Consider the following 18102-nt stretch of genomic DNA (forward strand, 5'->3'; position numbering starts at 1 on the left):
CGCTCCACGCTTCCTCCCCACAGTCGGTCGCCCTTCCGCAGTTGCGCTTCACTTCGCTCACTGTGGTCAGCTTGCGGGAGGACTTGCACCTCCAAGAGTGCGCCCATGCTGGGCGCACGTAAAAAAGGCAGCCGAGGCTGCCTTTTTCGCTGTAGCGGGTCCAACCCGCCACCTGCTTAACGCTTGTTGCGGAAGCGCTGGATTGCCTGTAATTGGGCAATCGCAGCCGCCATCTCGGCTTGCGCCTTGGCGTAATCGATCTTCGATACCTTGTTGACCATTGCTTCTTCGGCCGCTTTTTTGGCGGCCAGTGCTTTTGCTTCGTCCAGGTCGCCACCGCGGATCGCGGTGTCTGCCAGCACGGTCACGCCGTTCGGCTGCACTTCCAGGATGCCGCCAGCGACGAAGACGAACTCTTCTTCGGCCTGGCCAGCCACCTTGATCCGTACCGCACCCGGCTTGATGCGCGTGATCAGCGGGGTGTGCTTGGGATAAATCCCCAGCTCGCCTGCTTCACCCGGCAACGCGACGAACTCGGCTTCGCCCGAAAAAATACTGGCTTCGGCCGATACCACGTCAACGTGAAATGTGTTTGCCATGTGTGTCCTATCGGGTTCCGACGCCCCGCTGAGTCAGCGCGGCGCCTTCGCCTGTCTTAGTTGAGCTTCTTGGCTTTTTCGATTGCTTCTTCGATCGTGCCAACCATGTAGAACGCTTGCTCAGGCAGGTGATCCAGTTCGCCCGATGCGATCATCTTGAAGCCTTTGATCGTGTCTTTCAGCGAAACGTATTTGCCAGGAGCACCGGTAAACACTTCAGCAACGTGGAACGGCTGCGACAGGAATTTCTGCATCTTACGAGCGCGTGCGACCAGCAGCTTGTCTTCCGGCGCCAACTCGTCCATGCCCAGAATCGCGATAATGTCGCGCAATTCCTTGTAGCGCTGCAGGGTGCCCTGGACAGCGCGCGCGGTGTCGTAGTGTTCCTGGCCGACGACGAGCGGGTCCAGCTGGCGCGAGGTCGAGTCGAGTGGGTCGACCGCAGGGTAGATACCCAGCGAGGCGATGTCACGCGACAGGGCAACGGTCGAATCCAAGTGGGCAAAGGTGGTTGCCGGCGATGGATCGGTGTAATCATCCGCAGGGACGTACACGGCCTGGATCGAGGTGATCGAACCGGTCTTGGTCGAGGTGATGCGCTCTTGCAGACGGCCCATCTCTTCGGCCAGGGTTGGCTGGTAACCCACGGCCGATGGCATACGGCCCAGCAGTGCCGATACTTCGGTACCGGCCAGGGTGAAGCGGTAGATGTTGTCCACGAAGAACAGAACGTCTTTGCCTTCGTCACGGAACGATTCAGCGATCGTCAGGCCGGTCAGCGCCACGCGCAGACGGTTACCCGGCGGTTCATTCATCTGACCGTAGACCATTGCCACTTTGGAGTTCTCTGGATTTTCCAGATCGACCACTTTGGCGTCAGCCATCTCGTGGTAGAAGTCGTTACCCTCGCGAGTACGCTCACCCACGCCGGCAAACACGGATACGCCCGAGTGTGCTTTTGCGATGTTGTTGATCAGTTCCATCATGTTCACGGTCTTGCCCACACCAGCACCGCCGAACAGACCGACTTTACCGCCTTTGGCGAACGGGCAAACAAGGTCGATCACCTTGATGCCGGTTTCCAGCAGGTCTTGCGATGGCGACAGTTCGTCGTACGCAGGCGCCACGCGGTGGATCGATGCGGTTTGCGCGTGCGATACCGGACCGCACTCGTCGATCGGGTTGCCCAGCACGTCCATAATACGGCCCAGGGTCGCTTTACCGACCGGTACCATGATTGGCTTGCCGGTGTTCTGGATCAGCATGCCGCGACGCAGACCGTCGGAGGTACCCAGTGCAATGGTACGGACAATGCCGTCGCCGAGCTGCTGTTGTACTTCCAGGGTCAGTTCGGAGCCTGCCATTTTCAGTGCGTCGAAAACCTTCGGCATTGCATTGCGTGGGAACTCAACGTCCACCACAGCGCCGATACACTGAACGATTTTGCCATCAGCCATGTTCGTTCCTTCAATAGTATTTAAATTCGGGTTTAGACCGCTGCCGCACCGGCGACGATCTCGGAGAGTTCTTTGGTAATCGCAGCCTGGCGGGTCTTGTTATAGATCAGCTTCAGATCGCCGATGACGCTGCCGGCGTTGTCGCTTGCCGCTTTCATCGCCACCATCCGCGCCGATTGCTCGGACGCGAGGTTTTCGGCCACTGACTGATACACCAGCGCTTCCACATACCGCACCAGCAGTTCGTCGATCACGGTCTGCGCTTCCGGCTCGTAGATGTAGTCCCATGCGTGACTACTCTTGTCGCTTTCAAGCTTGTCGGCGGTCAGCGGCAAGAGCTGCTCGACCATCGGGATTTGCTTCATCGTGTTGACGAACTTGGTGTAGCAAATATAGACTGCGTCCAGCTCACCTTCCTCGTAGCGGTCGAGCATGACCTTGATCGGCCCGATCAGCTTGTCGAGGTGGACCGTATCGCCGATCTGGATCGCATGCGACACGACCTTCACGCCAACGCGGTTCATAAAACCCAAACCCTTGTTGCCAATGGCAACCGCTTCAATCTTGTTGCCAGCCGTTTCCAGCTCGCGGGACTTTTGCGTCAACAGACGCAGGATGTTGGTGTTCATGCCGCCGCACAGACCCTTGTCGGTCGTGATGACGATGAAACCAACCGCCTTCGCTTTCACGTTCTTGCCTTGCGCCATGAACGGATGCGTGTATTCCGGATTCGCCGTAGCCAGATGCGAGGTGATGTTACGAATCTTGTCACTGTAAGGGCGAGCGGCACGCATCCGGTCCTGCGCTTTGCGCATTTTGGACGCGGCGACCATTTCCATCGCCTTCGTGATCTTCTTCGTATTCTCTACGCTCTTGATCTTGTTACGTATCTCTTTGCCTACTGCCATGAGTCCTTACTCCTTTTGCGCTATCGGGGGCCGCGTACTGCCGGCCCCTCTAGACAATTAATATGCGCCGGATTTTTTGAAGTCAGCAATGGCTGCGGCCATGGCGGCTTCGCCATCCTTGTCCAGTTGCTTGGTTTCTTCGATCTTGGCCAGGAGAGCAGCTTGCTTGGTCTTCATGTAGCCGTGCAGACCGGCTTCGAACGCCAGTACTTTCTTCACTTCGACATCATCGAAGAAGCCTTTGCTCACTGCGAACAGGGTCACGGCCATGATCGAGATCGACATTGGCGAATACTGGGCCTGCTTGAGCAGTTCGGTGACGCGCGCGCCACGGTCGAGCTGCTTGCGGGTCAGGTCGTCCAGGTCGGAAGCGAACTGCGCGAACGCAGCCAGTTCACGGTACTGCGCCAAGTCGGTACGGATACCGCCGGACAGGTTTTTGATGACCTTGGTCTGGGCGGCGCCACCGACGCGCGATACCGAAATACCGGCGTTAATCGCAGGACGGATACCCGAGTTGAACAGCGAGGTGTCCAGGAAGATCTGGCCGTCGGTAATCGAAATCACGTTGGTCGGCACGAAGGCCGATACGTCGCCAGCCTGGGTTTCGATGATCGGCAGTGCGGTCAGCGAACCGGTTTTGCCTTTGACGGCGCCGTCGGTGAACTTCTCGACGTAAGCTGCGTTCACGCGTGCCGCGCGTTCGAGCAGGCGGCTGTGCAGGTAGAACACGTCGCCAGGATAGGCTTCGCGGCCTGGTGGACGGCGCAGCAGCAGCGAAATTTGACGGTAAGCGACAGCTTGCTTGGACAGGTCATCGTAGACGATCAGTGCGTCTTCGCCGCGGTCACGGAAGTATTCGCCCATGGCGCAACCGGAGTACGCGGAGATGTATTGCATGGCGGCCGACTCGGAAGCCGATGCCGCCACGACGATGGTGTATTCCATCGCGCCGTGCGTCTCGAGCGAGCGCACGATGTTCTTGATGGTCGATGCCTTCTGGCCGATCGCGACGTAGATACACGTCATGTTCTGGCCCTTCTGGTTGATGATCGCATCGATCGCGACAGCCGATTTACCGGTCTGGCGGTCACCAATGATCAGCTCGCGCTGGCCACGGCCGATCGGCACCATCGAGTCGATCGACTTCAAGCCGGTCTGCATTGGCTGCGAAACGGATTCGCGGGCAATCACGCCCGGTGCGATTTTTTCGATGGCGGCGGTCAGCTTGGCGTTGACAGGACCCTTGCCGTCGATCGGCTGGCCCAGGGCGTTGACAACACGACCCTTGAGTTCAGGACCGATCGGCACTTCCAGGATGCGGCCGGTGGTCTTCACGGTGTCGCCTTCGGAAATGTGCTCGTAAGCACCCAGAATCACGGCGCCGACAGAGTCGCGCTCGAGGTTCATCGCCAGGCCAAAGGTGTTGCCCGGGAATTCCAGCATCTCGCCCTGCATCACGTCCGACAGGCCATGGATACGGCAGATACCGTCGGCTACGGAGATTACCGTGCCTTGATTGCGAATGTCAGCCGAACCTTCGAGGCCTTGGATCCGGCTTTTGATCAGTTCGCTGATTTCAGATGAATTAAGTTGCATGCTAACTCCTAATAGTTTCTTGATGCGTAAGGCAAGGGCGTCTGCGCCGGCGTGCTGTGCGAGTCTGGAACGCGTTCGTTACGCTGTCAGCGCAACATGCATCTGTTGCAGCTTGGCGCGTACCGAGGTATCGAGCACTTCATCACCGACGACCACGCGCACACCACCGATCAGCGAGGGATCCACTGTCACCGTTGGGTTGAGCTTGCGGCCAAATTTCTTTTCCAGCGTCGCGACCAGTTGCGCAACCTGCGGCTGGGCAATCTCGAAGGCGCTGGTGATGTTGGCGTCTGCGGCACCGGCATTCGTGTTCTTGAGCACCTGGAACTGGGCATTGATTTCCGGCAGCAGCGACACGCGGTGGTTTTCCACCAGCATGGCAACGAAGTTGCTCACTTCCGCGGTCGCTGGCGATTTCAGCAGCGACACGAGGGTCGAGGCGACATCGGCGGCGGCCACGTTCGGGTTGGCCGCGTAGGCCAGCACATCGTGGTGAGCGCCGAGCTGGGCCAGCTCGGACAACACTTCGGACCAGGCCGCCACGTTGCCTTGCTGGGCAACGCGGTACAGGGCTTCGGCGTAAGGACGGGCGACGGTTGCGAGTTCGGCCATGATTACAGCTCGACCGACAATTGCGACAGCAGGTCGGCGTGAGCCGCTGCGTTCACTTCACGCTTGAGGATCTGCTCGGCGCCTTTGACGGCGAGGGCAGCGACCTGGCCACGCAGTTCTTCGCGCGCGCGGTTAAGCTGTTGCTCGGCATCTGCCTTGGCCGACGCAATAATGCGGGCCGCTTCTTCAGCAGCTGCTTTCTTGGCATCGTCGAGGATCATGGCGGCGCGCTTGTCGGCGTCGATGATGCGCTTTTGACCTTCATCACGGGCAGCGGCCAGGTCTTTCTGGACTTGCTCATGGGCTTTCTGCATTTCTTCCTTACCGCGGTCAGCTGCGGCCAGGCCATTCGAGATCCTCTGGATGCGCTCGTCGAGCGCTTTCATCAGTGGCGGCCACACGAATTTCATCGTGAAACCAGCCAGGATGAAGAAGACCACGAACTGGGCAAACAAGGTTGCGTTTAAGTTCACGGTGTTTTCCTTCTCACAAAAACGGATGCCGAACCGCGAGGTTCGGCCATTCTTTGACTGCGATGTCCGGCTTAATTAAGCGTGGAACGGATTTGCGAATGCGAACAGCATCGCGATACCAACACCGATCAGGAATGCCGCATCGATCAGACCAGCCAGCAGGAACATTTTGGTTTGCAGGGTGTTCATCAGTTCAGGCTGACGAGCCGAAGCTTCGAGGTATTTGCCGCCCATGATAGCGATACCGATACAAGCGCCGATAGCGCCCAGACCGATGATCAAACCGCAAGCCAGAGCAACAAAAGAATAGTCAGTCATGAGAGTTCCTTCAAAAAGTAAATTAAAAAATTGAAAACTAAAAAATACAAACTTTGCTTACTACCACTATCTTTCGATACTGTCCGATCTGCCGCGATCAGTGGCCTTCATGCGCCTGGCCGATGTACACCAGCGTGAGCATCATGAAAATGAACGCTTGCAGGAACACGATCAGGATGTGGAAGATAGCCCAGATCGAACCGGCGATGACGTGGCCGACAAAGCCGAACGTCGTAGCCATCGCACCCAACAAAGCGATCAACAGGAACAGCAGTTCGCCAGCAAACATGTTGCCGAACAGTCGCATGCCGAGCGACACGGTTTTTGCTGCGTACTCGATGATGTTCAACAGCAGGTTGAACGGCGCCATGGCGATACCGAAAGGCGCGGAAAACAGTTCGTGGATCCAGCCGCCGATGCCCTTGATCTTGATGCTGTAATAGATCATCAGTGCAAACACGCCCAGGGCGATGCCCAGCGAGCCGTTCAGGTCGGCGGTCGGCACCACGCGGTGATGCGGGAACAGATGTTCAATATTGAGCAGCTTGAACAGGCCGGAGAACAGGTCGACCGGCAAGAAGTCGAGCGAATTCATCAGTGCAACCCAGACGAACACGGTCAGCGCCAGCGGCGCGATGAAGCTGCGGTCGCCGTGGACGATGTCCTTGGCCTGGTTGTCGACCATCTCGAAGACCATTTCGACGGCGGCCTGGAAGCGGGTCGGCACGCCGGCGGTGGCTTTGCGCGCGGCCAGCCACATGATCAGGCAGCCGAGCACGCCCATCGTAATGGACCAGAACAGCGTATCCATATTGATGATCGAAAAATCGATCACCTTGTCCTGATGGTGGTTCGACAAATGACCCAAGTGGTGCTTGATGTATTCTGATGCGGTCGGCGCGTGTGCTGCGCCAGCTTCAAGTGTTGAGCTCGTCATGTCAGTGCCTAAATATTAAGAATATGTAACTTTTCAGCGCCGCGATGAAGCCGCCGATCATGGCGAAGACATTCAAGTCGCGGTACAGCGAGAAGGTGGCGGCAATCAGCGCCACCGTCAAAGCAATCTTTATGAATTCCCAGATAAAAAACGATATCGGGTCGGCCCCGCCGGGTTTCTGCGCGCTGGCGAACAGGCGCACCGCGAACACCGCATTGGGCAAGACACAACACAATCCGCCGAACACAGCCGAAAACATCGCAGCCCATCCCCCCAGAAGCGCGGCGATGAGGCCGACGACGACTGTCACTATCAATTGCAGGGAGACTAAGCGCAACATGTTGTATTCCTTGCGCCAGCCATATAAGTGCCGTGTTTCGGTGTCTGAATTATGTGAATCAGCGGGATTATAAGTGCTTATGCTGGCGTGCGTCAAACGTTGCTGCACGGTGAATGAGTCCGATTGTGTTCAAAAACCACGCATTTTTATGCAATTTGTACTAAACGGGGGCGAACTGCTCGTTTGTGCTAAACGTTAACCAAAAGCAACGTCTTGCGTGATAATGGTGCGCACTCCGTCGTTCCCGCCGAGGGCCGCCTTGGCGCGGGAACGACGAAGTTGCCGGCTTATGCGCGCAACCGGGCGAGTACCCCATCCAGAATATCCAGATCGGCAAAGTCGATGATCATCTGTCCCCTGCCCTTCGCGCCCATCTTGAACAACACCGGCGTGGCCAGCTTGTCGGACAGCTCTTCTTCCAACCTGGCAATATCTCCCGATTTTTCCTTGTGCCGGGTCGTGCTCGGGTTGGCCTGCTCTTCCAGTTCCCTGGCCACCAGCTTTTCGGTCTCGCGGACCGACAGGCGTTTTGCCACCACCTGGTTGGCCAGCGCGATCTGGCTGGCCGCGTCCACCGCCAGCAAGGCGCGCGCGTGACCCATGTCAACGTCGCCGGCCATGAGCATGGTTTGCACCGGCGCGGCCAGGTTCATCAGGCGCAGCAAGTTCGACACCGCGCTGCGCGAACGTCCCACCGCGCTGGCCGCCTGCTCGTGCGTGAAATTGAAATCCGAGATCAGGCGATGGATGCCCTGCGCCTCTTCCAGCGGATTGAGATCCTCGCGCTGGATGTTCTCGATCAGCGCCATCGCGGCGGCCGCCTGGTCGTCCACGTCGCGCACCAGCACCGGGATCTCGTTCAGCCCGGCCAGCTGCGCCGCGCGGAAGCGCCGTTCGCCGGCGATGATCTCGTAACGCACCGCGCCGGTCAGCGTGTCCTGCCCGATCGGGCGCACCAGCACCGGTTGCATGATGCCCTGGATTTTGATCGAGGCGGCCAGTTCGTTGAGCGCGCCTTCGTCCATGCGCGTGCGCGGCTGGTATTTACCGGCCTGCATCTGATGCACGGCCAGCACCGACGGTGTGTCGGGCTTGGCGCCCTCGCCGTCGCCGCCCAGCAGCGCGTCGAGCCCGCGACCGAGCCCCTTGAGTTTTTTGCTTGCCATATGTTTGCTGCCTATTTTGTGTGATGCGTATGTTTACATTGTCTTGATGCGTTCGACCATCTCGGCGCCAAAGGCGATGTAGGCCTGCGCCCCTTTCGAGGATGGATCGAACACCACGCCCGGCACGCCGTACGACGGCGCTTCGGCCAGGCGCACATTGCGCGGAATGATGGTATTGAAGACCTTGTCGCCGAAGTGCTGCTCGAGCTGGGCCGACACCTGTTGCGACAAGGTCATGCGCGGATCGAACATGACGCGCAACAGGCCGATGATCTTCAGGTCGGTGTTCAGGTTGGCGTGTACCTTCTTGATGGTGTTGACCAGGTCGGACAATCCTTCCAGCGCGTAGTACTCGCACTGCATCGGGATGATCACGCCGTGTGCGGCGCACAGGCCGTTGAGGGTCAGCATCGACAAGGCCGGCGGGCAGTCGATCAGGATGAAGTCGTAATCCTTGTCGACCGAGGCCAGCGCATCCTTCAGGCGGCGCTCGCGGTTTTCCAGGTCGACCATCTCGACTTCGGCGCCGGCCAGTTCGCGGTTCGACGGCAGCACGTCGAAGCGCCCCGCTTCCGAACGCGTGCGCGCCGCGCTGACCTCGGCCTCGCCCAGCAGCACTTCATAGGTCGATGCCTTGAGCCCGGCCTTGTTGATGCCGGCGCCCATGGTCGCGTTGCCCTGCGGGTCCAGGTCGACCAGCAGCACGCGCTGGTCCAGTTTGGCCAGGCCCGCCGAGAGGTTAACGCTGGTGGTGGTCTTGCCTACCCCGCCCTTTTGATTTGCAACGCAAAATATTTTCGCCATGTATGCTCTTATGATAGTTTTGATGCAAACGATTTATACTGTTTTAATCGTATAAACCGTTTATTCGATTTATACGGTTTATACGGTTTAAACGATATAAACCGTTTATATGATTTATACGATTTATTCTGTGCGCAGGTTCTTTTCGATAAAGACCAGATGCCGTTCCGCTTGCAGTCCTGGAACCTGGATAGGCCGCAATTGGCTCACTTTCCAGTCGGCCGGCAGCCGTTCTTGTTCGTCCGCCGGCGCCGTGCCTTTCAGGGCGATGAATTTGCCGCCCTCGGCCAGCAGGTGTCCCGACCAGTTCACAAAGTCGGACAGGTCGGCAAAAGCGCGCGAGGTGATCACGTCGAATTTGTGCGGCACCTGCAGCTGCTCCACGCGCGCCGTGTGTACGGTCACGTTGGCCAGGCCCAGTTCGGCTTTGACTTGCGTGAGGAAGGCGGTTTTCTTGTGGACGGTGTCGATCAGGGCCACTAACATGCCCGGCCGGGCAATCGCCAGCACGATGCCGGGCAGTCCGCCCCCCGCCCCGACGTCGAGCACGCTGGCCGCGCCCTCGAAGGCCGACACGGCGGCCAGCGAATCGAGCGCATGGTGGGTTGCCATCTGCATCGGATCGCGCACCGAGGTCAGGTTGTAGACCGCATTCCACTTGTGCAGCAGGGCCAGGTAGTCGAGCAATTGCGCGTGCTGCTGCGCGCTCAAGTCCAGCTTGAGTTCCTTGATGCCATTGGCCAGTACGGGCGCGATGGCCTTACGGTCGAAAAACTTCATCCTGCCAACTCCTCATTGAGCGTGGCGAAGCCTTTCGCGCCACGCTTTTTCAAATGCACCAGCAACAGCGAGATGGCCGCCGGCGTCACGCCCGAGATACGCGAGGCCTGTCCCAAGGTTTCGGGACGTTGCTTGTCGAGCTTCTGGCGCACCTCGATCGACAGCGCGCTGATGTCGAGGTAGTCGAATCCAGGCGGCAATTTGAGGTTTTCATAGTGGTCGTGCCGCTCGACTTCCTTGGCCTGGCGGTCGATATAGCCAGCGTATTTGAGCTGGATTTCGACCTGTTCCTTGACCGCAGGATCGTCAACGCCGGGGCCGGCAAGCGCCTGGCCTTCCATGCCGGACAAGCCCATCAGCTTGTCGTAGTCCACGCCGGGACGGCGCAGCAAGTCGGCCAAGGAGTATTCGCGCTCGATGGCCTGGCCGATCACACGTTCCGACTCGCTACTGGCGAGGATGCGCGGGTGTACCCAGGTGGTGCGCAGGCGCTCCAGTTCCACGGCGACCGCTTCGCGCTTGCGCTCGAATGCTTCCCACTGGGCGTCGCCCACGCAGCCGAGTTTGCGGCCGATTTCGGTCAGACGCATGTCGGCATTGTCTTCACGCAGGCTCAGGCGATATTCGGCGCGGCTGGTGAACATGCGGTACGGCTCGGCCACGCCTTGCGTCGTCAAGTCATCCACCAGCACGCCGAGGTAGGCTTCGGAACGGCCCGGAATCCAGGCATCCTGGCCGCGCGTCAACAGCGCCGCGTTGATACCGGCCAGCATGCCTTGCGCCGCCGCTTCTTCGTAACCGGTGGTGCCGTTGATCTGGCCGGCAAAGAACAAGCCTTGCACCGCCTTGGTTTCGAGCGAGGTTTTCAGGCCGCGCGGGTCGAAATAGTCGTATTCGATGGCGTAGCCCGGGCGCAGGATGAAGGCGTTTTCCATGCCCTTCATCGAGCGCACCAGGGCGATCTGCACGTCGAACGGCAGGCTGGTCGAGATACCGTTTGGATAGAACTCGTTGGTCGTCAAGCCTTCGGGCTCAAGGAAAATCTGGTGCGATTCCTTGCCCGAGAAGCGGTGGATCTTGTCTTCGATCGACGGGCAATAGCGCGGGCCGACGCCTTCGATGACGCCGGTGTACATCGGGCTGCGGTCCAGGCCGGCGCGGATGATGTCGTGCGTCTGCGCATTCGTATGCGTCACCCAGCACGGCACCTGGCGCGGGTGCATGGCGGTGTTGCCCATGACCGAGAACACGGGCACCGGGTCGAGGTCGCCAGCTTGCTCGGACATCTGCGAAAAATCGATGCTGCGGCCATCGATGCGCGGCGGCGTGCCGGTCTTCAGGCGGCCTTGCGGCAGCTTCATTTCTTTCAGGCGCGCCGAGAGCGAAATCGCCGGCGGATCGCCGGCACGGCCGGCCGAGTAGTTTTGCAGGCCGACGTGGATTTTCCCGTCGAGAAAAGTACCAGCCGTCAGCACCACCGCGCGGGCGCGGAACTTGATGCCGATCTGGGTTACCGCCCCGACCACCTTGTCGCCTTCAAGCATCAAGTCGTCCACTGCCTGCTGGAACAGCCACAGGTTCGGCTGGTTTTCCAGGCGCGAGCGTATCGCTTGCTTGTACAGGATGCGGTCCGCTTGCGCGCGGGTGGCGCGTACGGCAGGGCCCTTGGACGAGTTCAGGATGCGAAACTGGATACCGGATTCGTCCGTGGCAATCGCCATGGCGCCGCCCATGGCGTCGACTTCCTTGACCAGGTGTCCCTTGCCGATGCCGCCGATGGAGGGGTTGCAAGACATCTGGCCGAGCGTCTCGATGTTATGGGTGAGCAGCAAAGTCTTCTGGCCCATGCGGGCAGAAGCGAGCGCAGCCTCGGTGCCGGCATGGCCGCCGCCGACGACGATGACGTCGAATTCAGTTGGAAATAGCATGATGGAGTGTAGAGCGAGGGAGATGAGGCCCGATTATAGAGTCTTTTCAGACCCCCGACTCTTTTGCACCCAGAATCTGCGATTTTCTCGCAACGGAGTGTTTCACGTGGAACGTGCTATTTGACGAAGTTTCATGGTTTCACGTGGAACAATGACCCTGCCCTTTGCGCTGTTCCACGTGAAACAATCACCACTTCACGATGGCGTCATAGCTGGTCTTCACGATCAGCAGGCTGACCACCACCAGGAACAGTTTGCGCACGAACGCGCTGCCATGCTTGATCGCGAGCTTGGTGCCGACCAGCGAACCGGCTACCTGGCACACCGCCATCAGCAGGCCGAGTTGCCAGAGGATATGGCCGCTGTAGCCGAACCACATCAGCGCGGACAGATTGCAGGCCACGTTGACCACCTTGGTGGCAGCCGAGGCGCTGAGGAAATCGAAGCCGAAAAAGCGCACATACAGGAACAGCAAAAAGCTGCCGGTGCCGGGACCGAAGAAGCCGTCATAGAAACCAATGGCCGCGCCAATGCCCACCGCCACCCAGCGCTCGGTCGCGCCGCTGTGCAGTGGGGCGTGGACGCTGCCGAAATCCTTCTTGCGGAAGGTGTACACGGCGACGGCGACCAGCACGAACGGCAGCGCGGTCCGCACGAAATCGGCCGGCACCTTGGTCACCGTGTAAGCACCGGCAAACGATAGCAGCAAGGCTGACACCGCCGCCGGCGCGGCCGCGCTCCACGCCACCCTCACCTTGCGCGCGTAATTGACGGCCGCAGCCCCCGTACCGAAGATGCCCGCGAACTTGCTCGTTCCCAACAAGGTCGCCGGTACTTCACGTGGAAACACCGAGAACAGCACAGGTACCTGGATCAGTCCGCCTCCGCCAACAACAGCATCGACCAAGCCGGCGAGAAACGCCGCGCATCCGAGTAAGGCGAAATCGATCATGACTTTTCCAGAAAAGGGGGCTGAACAGCGGAGTCAGATATTGTACGTAAGAAATCTCAAGCGCGTTCCCGACGGCCATTTTCCTGCCCAAGCCGCTCATGGTGTAAGCTTTTGACATCGCCCATCGACCCGCAGGTACACAATGACCGAGTCAGCCGAGTTCAGTTTCAGTACCGTTCCCCATCTTGTTTCCGGCCCCGGCGCGAGCAATCGTCTCGGTGCTTTGGTGCGCAGCCACTTCCCCGATGCGCGCCGCGCGCTGATCGTGACCGACCCGGGCTTTCTCGGCACCGGCCTGGTGGACGCTCCGCAGCGCTCGCTGGAACAGGAAAATATCGCGGTCCACGTCTGGTCCGACGTCGTCGCCGACCCGCCGGAATCGGTGGTGCTGCAAGCGGTGGAAGTGGCGCACCGGCACGATGCCGACCTCGTCATCGGCCTGGGTGGGGGCAGCTCGATGGATGTGGCCAAGCTCATTGCGGTACTGGCCGGCAGCGCGCAGCCGCTCAGCCAGATTTATGGGATCGGCAATGTGCGCGGCAAACGCCTGCCCTTGGTGCAGATTCCGACCACCGCCGGCACCGGATCGGAAGTAAGCAACATTGCCATCGTCACGACCGGCGCGACCACCAAGATGGGCGTGGTCGCGCCGCAGTTGTACGCCGACCTGGCGATCCTGGATGCGCACCTGACGCTCGGCCTGCCGCCGCTGGTGACGGCCGCGACCGGCATCGATGCAATGGTCCACGCGATCGAAGCCTTCACCAGCAAGCACAAAAAGAACCCGATGTCGGACAACCTGGCGCGCCAGGCCTTGTCTCTGCTGTCGCGCAACGTGCTGCGCGCCTGCGAACACGGCGACGATCTGGCGGCGCGCCAGGCCATGCTGCTTGGCGCCTGCTTCGCCGGCCAGGCCTTTTCCAATGCGCCGGTGGCGGCGGTGCATGCCCTCGCCTATCCGATCGGCGGCATATTTCACGTGCCACATGGCTTGTCGAATTCGCTGGTGCTGCCGCATGTGCTGCGCTTTAACCTGTCGCACGCCGGCGTACACTACGCCGAGCTGGCGCAGATTGTCGATCCGGGCGCGAGCGGCAGCGACGAAGCGCGCGCCAATGCGTTGATCGCGGCGATGGAAAAGATCGCTGCGCAAACCGGCATCCAGACCACCCTGCGCCAGGTCGGCGTGGGCGAATCCGATATCGACAAGCTGGCCGACGATGCGATGCTGCAAACTCGCCTGCTCGGCAACAACCCGCGCGAATTGACGCGGGAAGATATCCACAGCATCTACCGCGCCGCCTACTAAGCGCCACCCCGTTCAAGGTCCTCATACGATCCGGCCCTCCTTCAGAACGCGTGCAGTGGAAACGTGTTTGCGCGCTTCGGCAGCAGACACCTAGCCCGACGTTTTCGGTACTTTCGGCCCGCGTTTGTGCTTACGTAGTCTTTTTGGGTCAGCACGTGCAGCCACTTTCAGCAACAAGTCCGCCAACTGGCAAGCATCGAGCTTGTCGTAAGCGCGCCAATCACTGCTGGGAAGGGCGATCATCATGCCCTCATAGGCTGCCTTCACCTCCAGCGCGAGATAGAGGCCGATAGTTCGATCTTGCCGCCCTGCTCCAGTCGGTGACGGATCATGATGGCGCGTTCGATCACTGCGGGCACGTTATGCGCCAGCACGGCGACGCCAAACGCGAGCAATGCGGCGCGCGGGTGACCCAGCATTGCCACTTCACTGTTCAGGGCCGATTTCGGCGCGGTCAAATAAGACAAGCACAGGACATCAAGATCATGGCTTACCTCCAACTGAAAAACATCGAGAAATTCTTCGGCGAGCACCACGCCATCAAGGGCATCGACCTGGAGATCGACAAGGGCGAGTTCGTCGTCTTCGTCGGCCCGTCGGGCTGCGGCAAGTCGACCCTGCTGCGCCTGATCGCGGGCCTCGAACCCATCGACAAGGGCAGCCTGCACCTGGACGGGCGCGACATCACCGCCCTGCCCTCGTCCAAACGCGACCTGGCGATGGTGTTCCAGTCGTACGCGCTGTATCCGCACATGACGGTGTTCCAGAACATGTCGTTCGCGCTGAAACTGGCCGGCGTGCCGCCCGCCCTGATCCGCGCCAAGGTCGACAAGGCGGCCGCCATCCTCAACCTGGGCCACTACCTCGAACGCAAACCGAAGGAGCTCTCCGGCGGCCAGCGCCAGCGCGTCGCCATCGGCCGCGCCATCGTGCGCGACCCGAAAGTTTTCCTGTTCGACGAACCGCTGTCGAACCTGGACGCGGCCCTGCGCGTGCAGACCCGCATCGAAATCGCCAAGCTGCACCGCGAACTGGGCGCGACCACCATCTACGTCACCCACAACCAGGTCGAGGCGATGACCCTGGCCGACCGCGTGGTGGTGCTGCGCGACGGCCAGATCGAGCAGCATGGCTCGCCGCTGTTCCTGTACGACAGCCCGGCCAACCGCTTTGTGGCGCAGTTCATCGGCACCCCGAGCATGAACGTGGTGCCGGCGGCGCTCTTGCTGCGGCTGGCCGCGCTGTCCGGGGGCGCGGCCCCTGCCGACGGCTTTGTCGGCATCCGCCCCGAGCATGTGCATGTGCTCGATGCGGCGCAGCCGGGCAGCCTGCCGGCCACGGTCGACATGGTCGAGTCGCTCGGCGTTGAAACGCTGGTCTACGCGCGCCTGGAAAACAAGGTGCAGGTGGTCGCGTGCGGCAGCGAGCAGATCACCCTGCAAGCGGGCGCGCGCACCCACCTGGCGTTCGAACACGGCGTCGTACACCACTTCGACAAGTCCGGTTCCACGTGCGGCATGCAGGCGCGGGGAGCGCGATGATGGCGCTCGCTTTGAACAAGGCCGCGCTGGCGCATCTGCCATCGACCATTCCCGGCCCCGCTTACGATCGCAGCATCCCGGCGCGCAGCATCGTCCACATTGGCGTGGGCGGATTTTTCCGCTCGCACCAGGCGCTGTATCTGGACGACCTGCTGCGCCTGCCCGGCCACACTGCATGGGGCTACTGCGGCGTGGGCCTGCTGCCGATTGATGCGGCGATGCGCGACGCCATGCTGGCCCAGGACTGCCTGTACACCCTGGTCGAGCGCAGCGCGCGCGGCGACATGGCGCGCGTGGTCGGCTCACTGCTCGAATTTTTGTACGCGCCGGACGACCCGCAGGCGGTGCTGGACAAGCTGGCCGATCCCGGCACCCGCATCGTCTCGCTCACCATCACCGAGGGCGGCTATTACGTCAACCAGGGCGACGGCAGCTTCGACGCCGCCCATCCCGACATCATGCACGACCTGGCCCACCCGCACACGCCGCACTGCTGCTTCGGCTACCTGGCCGAGGCGCTGGCGCGGCGGCGCGAGCGCGGACTGGCGCCGTTCACGGTCATGTCGTGCGATAACCTGCAAAGCAATGGCGATATCACCCGCGCGATGCTGCTCGCTTTTACCGCGCTGCGCGATCCCGCCTTGAGTGCGTGGCTGGCCGAGCACTGCGCCTTCCCGAACGTGCTGCCCTACGAAAAAATGAAGCTGCGCCTGCTGAACGCGGGCCACCAGTCGCTGTGCTACATCGGCATGTTGCTCGGCTACGAGTACGCGCACGAAGCGATGGCCGACGCCGACATCCGTCAACTGTTCTCGCGCATGATGGACATCGAAGTCACGCCGCTGCTGCCGGCGGTCGAGGGCATCGACCTGGCCGACTACAAGCGCACCCTGGTCGAGCGCTTCGCCAATCCGGCCATCGGCGACCAGCTTTTGCGGATCGGCACCGACGGCTCGGCGCGCATGCCCAAGTTCGTGCTGCCGTCGGTGCGCGACCAGCTCGCACGCGGCGGTCCGGTCGAACTGCTCAGCTTTAGCGTGGCGTGCTGGTTCCGCTACCTGAACGGCAGCGACGAACAGGGCCGCCCGCTGACGCTGATCGACCCGCTCGCCGCGCAGCTGCGCGAGCTGGCCGTGCGCGGCGGCGCCGACCCGGCCGCGCTGCTGTCGTTGCGCGCACTGTTCGGCGAGTTGAGCGAAGCGCCCCGCTTCGTCGACGCGGTGGCCGAGGCGCTGGCGCGGCTGTACAGGCTTGGTGCGCGCGCCGCGCTGTCGCACTTGCTGGCAAGCGCAAAGTGAACAACCATGTAGATGACAAACAGGGACCACAACACATGAGCACTTTGCCTCAGATGCGCCACGTGGAAGCGCAGCGCTTCCAGCCCAAGCCGCCCGAGCTCGAACGCGAAAGCTACGACGGCATCGTCCACTACATCGAGCACGGCTACCCCAGCCCGCGCGTGCGCTGGCATTGCCACGACGAGTACGAGCTGCACCTGATCGTTTCGACCAGCGGCAAGCTGTTCGTGGGCGACTACATCGGCGAATTCTCACCCGGCCACCTGGTGCTGACCGGGCCGCGCCTGCCGCACAACTGGATCTCGGGCAGCGTGCCGGAGGAAGGCGTGCTGTTGCGCGACATGATCCTGCAATTCGCCCATGAGCCGCTGGAACAGGCTTCCCGGCTGATCCCGGAGCTGCGCGAGCTGCTGCCCCTCCTGGAGCGCTCCATCTACGGCATTGAGTTTCTCGATATCGGGGCCGAGGCCGAGCAGGATTTCCTGCGGATTCGCGGCAGCGGCGGCGCCGAGCGCTTCGGCCATTTTGTAAACTTCATGTGCCGCCTGGCGCGCAACAACAAATACCGGCTGCTCTCGAGCGCCACCATGCGTTCATATGACGATGAAGGCACCCTGGCCAAGGTCAACGCGGTCCTGAGCTACATCACCGACAACTACCGCGACCCGATCTCGGCCGAGGCCGTGGCGGATCAGCTCGGCATGTCGCTGAGCAAATTCTCGCGCTTCTTCCGCAAGACCACCGGCAACAGTTTCACCGACTTCGTCACCCGGCTGCGGGTCAACAAGGCCTGCCAGTTGCTGATGAACACCGACCACTACGTCACCAATGTCTGCTACGACGTCGGCTTCCAGAATGTGGCCAATTTCAACCGCCGCTTTTTGCAGATCAAGGGCGTGACCCCGAAAGAGTTCCGGCGCCAGGCGGGCGGGCGCTTCGGCGCTGCGGCATCCGCCTAGCCTGAATTTTGCACAAAAAAGGGCAAGAATGCCGTAAGTGATTGATAGAATGGGAGTTATCTAAAAACCTACCCTATCAGCACGAACACACCTTGCCCGACATGAATTCTACCCCAGAGCAG

At 60.8% G+C, this 18102-nt stretch carries 19 protein-coding genes; 4 read left to right on the forward strand and 15 right to left on the reverse strand.

What is annotated here, in order from left to right; all coding sequences use genetic code 11:
- Nucleotides 1-176: 176 nt before the first annotated feature.
- The 14 genes from F1735_RS28995 to F1735_RS29060 all read right to left on the reverse strand — a co-directional run bounded on the left by F1735_RS28995 (nt 177) and on the right by F1735_RS29060 (nt 12873).
- The gene (locus tag F1735_RS28995; protein WP_099873373.1) at nt 177-599 is read right to left on the reverse strand and encodes a F0F1 ATP synthase subunit epsilon; all 423 of its coding nucleotides are present in this window, start codon (nt 597-599) and stop codon (nt 177-179) included.
- A 56-nt stretch (nt 600-655) separates the two neighbouring features.
- Complete coding sequence (gene atpD / locus F1735_RS29000; RefSeq protein WP_167233032.1) at nt 656-2056, reverse strand: F0F1 ATP synthase subunit beta; 1401 nt, start codon at nt 2054-2056, stop codon at nt 656-658.
- A 32-nt stretch (nt 2057-2088) separates the two neighbouring features.
- Nucleotides 2089-2964 carry a F0F1 ATP synthase subunit gamma gene (atpG, locus tag F1735_RS29005; protein WP_167240154.1) on the reverse strand — a complete coding sequence of 292 codons (876 nt, stop codon included), beginning with the start codon at nt 2962-2964 and terminating at the stop codon, nt 2089-2091.
- A gap of 57 nt (nt 2965-3021) precedes the next feature.
- Nucleotides 3022-4563, reverse strand: a complete 1542-nt coding sequence (atpA, locus tag F1735_RS29010) for a F0F1 ATP synthase subunit alpha (RefSeq protein ID WP_167240155.1) — start codon at nt 4561-4563, stop codon at nt 3022-3024.
- Between the two features lie 78 nt (nt 4564-4641).
- The gene (locus F1735_RS29015; protein ID WP_167240156.1) at nt 4642-5175 is read right to left on the reverse strand and encodes a F0F1 ATP synthase subunit delta; all 534 of its coding nucleotides are present in this window, start codon (nt 5173-5175) and stop codon (nt 4642-4644) included.
- Between the two features lie 2 nt (nt 5176-5177).
- Nucleotides 5178-5648, reverse strand: a complete 471-nt coding sequence (locus F1735_RS29020) for a F0F1 ATP synthase subunit B (RefSeq protein ID WP_167240157.1) — start codon at nt 5646-5648, stop codon at nt 5178-5180.
- Nucleotides 5649-5723: 75 nt separating this feature from the next.
- On the reverse strand, nt 5724-5966 hold the full coding sequence (atpE, locus tag F1735_RS29025) for a F0F1 ATP synthase subunit C (protein WP_073221179.1): 243 nt from the start codon (nt 5964-5966) through the stop codon (nt 5724-5726).
- A gap of 97 nt (nt 5967-6063) precedes the next feature.
- The gene (atpB, locus tag F1735_RS29030; protein ID WP_167233022.1) at nt 6064-6903 is read right to left on the reverse strand and encodes a F0F1 ATP synthase subunit A; all 840 of its coding nucleotides are present in this window, start codon (nt 6901-6903) and stop codon (nt 6064-6066) included.
- A 1-nt stretch (nt 6904) separates the two neighbouring features.
- Nucleotides 6905-7243, reverse strand: coding sequence for an ATP synthase subunit I (locus tag F1735_RS29035; protein WP_167240158.1), 339 nt, complete (start codon nt 7241-7243; stop codon nt 6905-6907).
- 287 nt (nt 7244-7530) lie between these two features.
- Nucleotides 7531-8409, reverse strand: coding sequence for a ParB/RepB/Spo0J family partition protein (locus F1735_RS29040; RefSeq protein ID WP_167240159.1), 879 nt, complete (start codon nt 8407-8409; stop codon nt 7531-7533).
- A 33-nt stretch (nt 8410-8442) separates the two neighbouring features.
- The gene (locus tag F1735_RS29045; RefSeq protein WP_167240160.1) at nt 8443-9213 is read right to left on the reverse strand and encodes a ParA family protein; all 771 of its coding nucleotides are present in this window, start codon (nt 9211-9213) and stop codon (nt 8443-8445) included.
- A 123-nt stretch (nt 9214-9336) separates the two neighbouring features.
- Nucleotides 9337-9993 (reverse strand): 16S rRNA (guanine(527)-N(7))-methyltransferase RsmG, encoded by a 657-nt coding sequence (gene rsmG / locus F1735_RS29050; RefSeq protein ID WP_167240161.1) that lies wholly within the window; start codon nt 9991-9993, stop codon nt 9337-9339.
- Nucleotides 9990-11921, reverse strand: coding sequence for a tRNA uridine-5-carboxymethylaminomethyl(34) synthesis enzyme MnmG (mnmG, locus tag F1735_RS29055; protein WP_167240162.1), 1932 nt, complete (start codon nt 11919-11921; stop codon nt 9990-9992). The genes rsmG and mnmG overlap by 4 nt, the downstream gene beginning before the upstream one ends.
- A gap of 187 nt (nt 11922-12108) precedes the next feature.
- The gene (locus tag F1735_RS29060; protein ID WP_167240163.1) at nt 12109-12873 is read right to left on the reverse strand and encodes a sulfite exporter TauE/SafE family protein; all 765 of its coding nucleotides are present in this window, start codon (nt 12871-12873) and stop codon (nt 12109-12111) included.
- Between the two features lie 142 nt (nt 12874-13015).
- Here F1735_RS29060 and F1735_RS29065 point away from each other — a divergent pair, with 142 nt between their 5' ends.
- Nucleotides 13016-14182 carry an iron-containing alcohol dehydrogenase gene (locus F1735_RS29065; RefSeq protein ID WP_167240164.1) on the forward strand — a complete coding sequence of 389 codons (1167 nt, stop codon included), beginning with the start codon at nt 13016-13018 and terminating at the stop codon, nt 14180-14182.
- A 263-nt stretch (nt 14183-14445) separates the two neighbouring features.
- On the opposite strand, the gene F1735_RS29070 is transcribed toward F1735_RS29065, so the two are convergent.
- Nucleotides 14446-14715 carry a hypothetical protein gene (locus F1735_RS29070; RefSeq protein ID WP_222853109.1) on the reverse strand — a complete coding sequence of 90 codons (270 nt, stop codon included), beginning with the start codon at nt 14713-14715 and terminating at the stop codon, nt 14446-14448.
- Between F1735_RS29070 and F1735_RS29075 the strand changes: the two genes are divergently transcribed.
- From F1735_RS29075 to F1735_RS29085, 3 genes are read left to right on the forward strand one after another with little or no spacing between them, the layout of a single operon-like run.
- Nucleotides 14668-15723: an ABC transporter ATP-binding protein gene (locus F1735_RS29075; protein ID WP_167240166.1), complete on the forward strand. Its 1056-nt coding sequence runs from the start codon at nt 14668-14670 to the stop codon at nt 15721-15723. The two genes, F1735_RS29070 and F1735_RS29075, sit on opposite strands and share 48 nt — an antisense overlap.
- The gene (locus tag F1735_RS29080) at nt 15723-17021 is read left to right on the forward strand and encodes a mannitol dehydrogenase family protein (RefSeq protein ID WP_167240167.1); all 1299 of its coding nucleotides are present in this window, start codon (nt 15723-15725) and stop codon (nt 17019-17021) included. The genes F1735_RS29075 and F1735_RS29080 overlap by 1 nt, the downstream gene beginning before the upstream one ends.
- A 35-nt stretch (nt 17022-17056) precedes the next feature.
- On the forward strand, nt 17057-17980 hold the full coding sequence (locus tag F1735_RS29085) for a helix-turn-helix domain-containing protein (protein ID WP_167240168.1): 924 nt from the start codon (nt 17057-17059) through the stop codon (nt 17978-17980).
- Nucleotides 17981-18102: the final 122 nt, after the last annotated feature.

Origin of the sequence: Massilia genomosp. 1 (assembly GCF_011682185.1) — a bacterium.
Classification (GTDB): domain Bacteria; phylum Pseudomonadota; class Gammaproteobacteria; order Burkholderiales; family Burkholderiaceae_D; genus Telluria_A; species Telluria_A rubra.

Bases quoted from the DNA above. Each gene is read 5' to 3' on its own strand.
- F1735_RS28995 (WP_099873373.1), bottom strand. From the start codon at position 599: ATGGCAAACACATTTCACGTTGACGTGGTATCGGCCGAAGCCAGTATT.
- atpD (WP_167233032.1), bottom strand. From the start codon at position 2,056: ATGGCTGATGGCAAAATCGTTCAGTGTATCGGCGCTGTGGTGGACGTT.
- atpG (WP_167240154.1), bottom strand. From the start codon at position 2,964: ATGGCAGTAGGCAAAGAGATACGTAACAAGATCAAGAGCGTAGAGAAT.
- atpA (WP_167240155.1), bottom strand. From the start codon at position 4,563: ATGCAACTTAATTCATCTGAAATCAGCGAACTGATCAAAAGCCGGATC.
- F1735_RS29015 (WP_167240156.1), bottom strand. From the start codon at position 5,175: ATGGCCGAACTCGCAACCGTCGCCCGTCCTTACGCCGAAGCCCTGTAC.
- atpE (WP_073221179.1), bottom strand. From the start codon at position 5,966: ATGACTGACTATTCTTTTGTTGCTCTGGCTTGCGGTTTGATCATCGGT.
- atpB (WP_167233022.1), bottom strand. From the start codon at position 6,903: ATGACGAGCTCAACACTTGAAGCTGGCGCAGCACACGCGCCGACCGCA.
- F1735_RS29035 (WP_167240158.1), bottom strand. From the start codon at position 7,243: ATGTTGCGCTTAGTCTCCCTGCAATTGATAGTGACAGTCGTCGTCGGC.
- F1735_RS29040 (WP_167240159.1), bottom strand. From the start codon at position 8,409: ATGGCAAGCAAAAAACTCAAGGGGCTCGGTCGCGGGCTCGACGCGCTG.
- F1735_RS29045 (WP_167240160.1), bottom strand. From the start codon at position 9,213: ATGGCGAAAATATTTTGCGTTGCAAATCAAAAGGGCGGGGTAGGCAAG.
- rsmG (WP_167240161.1), bottom strand. From the start codon at position 9,993: ATGAAGTTTTTCGACCGTAAGGCCATCGCGCCCGTACTGGCCAATGGC.
- mnmG (WP_167240162.1), bottom strand. From the start codon at position 11,921: ATGCTATTTCCAACTGAATTCGACGTCATCGTCGTCGGCGGCGGCCAT.
- F1735_RS29060 (WP_167240163.1), bottom strand. From the start codon at position 12,873: ATGATCGATTTCGCCTTACTCGGATGCGCGGCGTTTCTCGCCGGCTTG.
- F1735_RS29065 (WP_167240164.1), top strand. From the start codon at position 13,016: ATGACCGAGTCAGCCGAGTTCAGTTTCAGTACCGTTCCCCATCTTGTT.
- F1735_RS29075 (WP_167240166.1), top strand. From the start codon at position 14,668: ATGGCTTACCTCCAACTGAAAAACATCGAGAAATTCTTCGGCGAGCAC.
- F1735_RS29080 (WP_167240167.1), top strand. From the start codon at position 15,723: ATGGCGCTCGCTTTGAACAAGGCCGCGCTGGCGCATCTGCCATCGACC.
- F1735_RS29085 (WP_167240168.1), top strand. From the start codon at position 17,057: ATGAGCACTTTGCCTCAGATGCGCCACGTGGAAGCGCAGCGCTTCCAG.